Below are 3,326 nucleotides of genomic sequence, written 5' to 3' on the forward strand. Positions count from 1 at the left end.
AATCAGATCGGGCTGCTCACGATTTGCGCTTCTGTCGCACGTTGTTCGGCGCGGGCAATCAACTCGCTGGTGTTTGCGCGATCAATTATCACAAATCCTGCAACGGCTGCCGCCGCCAAACAGGCAAGGGCCACACCAGAGAGGACCGCGCGTCTGCGGCGTCGTCGCCGCTCCCTTTGCCAGAGCGAGTCGAATTCAACGCCAATCAGACCGGCAACGACACGCGTGATCAGACGCGCAAAGCTGTCTTTGGACACATCTGGCGCAAGGGGCTCGTCCGGCGTGTCTGTCAGATTTCCGTCCGCATCGACACGAAACAAAAGCGACGGCGGGAAGCACTGTTCATCGTCCGAGGTCGCATCCGGACGTCCTCCCACGATAATCGCGAAGACCTTGGCATCGGGCCCTCGCCTTTTGAATCTGCGGATTTCCGCATCGACCCATTTCGAACTCGCCGAATTCGGGCTGCAGATGACAATCAGAGCAGCGCTATCATCGATTGCGCCTTCAAGGGCTGTTCCTAGGCTGGGCGCACCCGCAAGTTCATCGTCATCTCGAAAAAAACGCCCCAGTCGTTTTCTTTGCGCGCCTAACTCAGGCATGCCGGTCGGAAGCCTGTACGCCTCAAGCGCGCGGTGAATGCGCCGGGCCCACGTTTTGTCCATTTGGCTGTAGCTGATGAAACCTGCATAGGTCGATAAAGGTGTTTGGTGTGGTGACCCGGCTTCTTTCATTCTGTTTGCTTTGTTCCGTCTGTTTCGAAAAGCCTAGCTTATAACTCTGACTGGAGTAACCCGTTTGACCGACCCGCGACGTCGTCGGTTGAAAGGGGCGCTAAAATCGCGACCATTCCGAGTCGGGCCGTGGATGCATCACTTTTGTTCCAAACCGTGTCGCCCCTAATCAATGATTTGGAATTGTCGCAAGGCAACGAAGTCTTCGTGGCGGTGGTTCGCTTCCGCCCTCTGGCCACCTGAATAACCACGAGACCAAAGCAGTGCGCCGGCTGGCTGGTTTACCCGGGACGAGAAATTACGCCATGCGCCTGTGGAACTTTCAATCGATGAGATAGTCGGGTTTATCCGGTTCGGTCGCACAGGTGCCTCGGTCCGGCAGATTGTACCGGCAGCGGTCAAGATCGCTGATGCGGGAAAAGCCTTCGCTAACGCGTTCCGAATACAAGATCAGTCGATCTGGGATATTATAAGTTCGGTGGATCCGCACTTCGTCTTTTCCGCGGATCAGAAGATATGCGCTTTCTCGTGAGAAAACGGGAGAAGATCGCGGATCCGAAGCGCTGGGCAAAGTCATGTGTTCCTGCCCGGTTTCAGTTGAAATCACCGTGGTCTTGCCCCGAACATCAACGAACGCAAAGAGCGTGCCGTCGGGCGACAGGGCTGCGCTCAGCACGCTGCGGGCAGGTCGGGAAAACCGCACAAGTTCGCCATCCTCCGCGCGCCACACGCCTGCCCACCGTGTTCCCCATACCGCTACGAAACGACCGGACGCATCAGTCATAATCCGAGATGCGTCCGTTGCCGGGATGGCGATCCGGACAAACTCCTGCCCGTCGGCAAGCGATATTCCGACAAGCGTGTTTTCGAAGTCGGCAACAAACGCGCGCTTGCCATCGTCGCTGATTGCCATGCGCCAAGGTGACACCGGAAGTTCGACCCTTTCGACGGACCCGTCCGGCAACACGAGGGCTAAACTGTCCCCCACGATTGCAGCGACCATTCCGGACGCGTTCAATGCCACGACCGTGGACCACAATTCATCACCCAGGTTGAAGCGCGCGCCAGTCTCAACATTCCAAAGCGATGCGGCGTTTTCTTCGTCAGACCATGTCAGCGCGATCTTTCCATCAGCGTTAACCGCCACGTACTGGAAAGCATTGGAACCGGTTGAAAAGCGGCTTAATTCTTCGCCGTCGAATGACCAGAGGGTTACGGTGCCGTCCACGTCCAAGGTTATCGCACGTTCCAAAGGTACGTTCACCGACGCGTCCACCCCCGGTGCCTGCATCGTCAAAGAGGTTAGCCTTGTGCTGCCGCGTATGATATCGAAGCCGGTTTCCGATCGCGTTATCATTGTCAGCACACCCTTGTCGCTGACGTGAAAATCCTCGTCCTGGCCGGGGTCCGGAACGGGCAATGGATCGATGACGCCTGTTCCTTTCTGATCCAGGCGCCAAATCTGCAACGCGAGGTCTTCTGAGACAGTATAGAGCCGTTTGGCGTCCGAGCTGATTTCAATGTCACGGATTGCGTCGTCATGCCCTTTGAAAAGGGCCAAAGCGTCGTCGTCGCCCGGCACCCAGCGCTCGACCTTGCCTTGGGTGTAGCCGATGAACAGATCGCCATCTGCACCAAACTCAAGGGCGGTCGGTGTTTGCCCGCCATCTCGCAGGAATTCGAGATCGCCGTCCAGATCATAGACCTCTACGGCCACGACCGATGCGAGCGCAAATCGCTCTCCATCCGGGGCCATAGCGATCGCAAACATGGGCAACGTATCTTTGACCAAAGGGCCAGTCACGAGGCCGTCTGCCGGTTTGAGTTCATAGACTTCGCCGGACGTGTCCGCAGTCAGCAGGGACTGACTATCGGGGGAAAAGGCAAAGCCGACGATTGACCCGTTATAGCCACTGACCTGATGGACAAAACGTGTTTCAACCACATCAACAATGTCGACATAGTTCGCATCGGAACCCTCGCGCGCGATGGCCAGCCAAGTGCTGTTTGGCGCAAATTCAAGCGCGGTGACGGGGTCGCTGCTTTCTTGCACGCCGACAACTTCGAAGGTTTGGGCGTCATAGACATTCAGCAAACCGTTGGAATGAGCGATGGCGATAAAGGCGCCATCCGGCGAAAATGCTGTGGCGTTCGCCCCGTCCTCATAGCCAGGAAAAGCGTGAACTTCAGTGTCGCCTTCGGGTTCGAACAGCAATGCGGCTCCGTCGGTGGCGATGACGTATCGACCATCGGATTTCGACAATCCGACATCCTGCCCGTCGTCATACGGCATCGAAACAAGGGGACGAAATCTCAGGTGTATGTTGCGAAGAAGTGAGAGCGCTTCCGGGATGATCGGACGGGACATCAGGTCGTCGAAAGGGGGCAAACCCGCCAGCGCAATTGCCAGGGCGTCCCCTTCGTTCCCGGCCTCCAATTGTGTGCTCGCAAGTCCGGTGTAATATCTGGACTGCGCCCGGAGGGCTTCATCGCGCTGTTTTTCAGCGACCTGTCGCTGCTTGTCAGCCTCTTCTCGCGCCGCGTTCGCGGCATCGCGTTCTTGTCTCGCGGCGGCTTCATTGCGCTCGGCCG

The 3,326-nt window shown here is 57.4% G+C and carries 2 protein-coding genes; both read right to left on the reverse strand.

Translation table 11 applies throughout. The features are described 5' to 3' along the window. Positions 1–2: 2 nt before the first annotated feature. Positions 3–734: a toll/interleukin-1 receptor domain-containing protein gene (locus TR61_RS19230; protein WP_050932159.1), complete on the reverse strand. Its 732-nt coding sequence runs from the start codon at positions 732–734 to the stop codon at positions 3–5. A 322-nt stretch (positions 735–1,056) separates the two neighbouring features. Further along, on the reverse strand, positions 1,057–3,326 hold a 2,270-nt coding region (locus TR61_RS20225), incomplete at its 5' end, for a WD40 repeat domain-containing protein (protein WP_172677034.1).

The organism is Aestuariivita boseongensis, assembly GCF_001262635.1.
GTDB classification, from domain to species: Bacteria; Pseudomonadota; Alphaproteobacteria; order Rhodobacterales; family Rhodobacteraceae; genus Aestuariivita; species Aestuariivita boseongensis.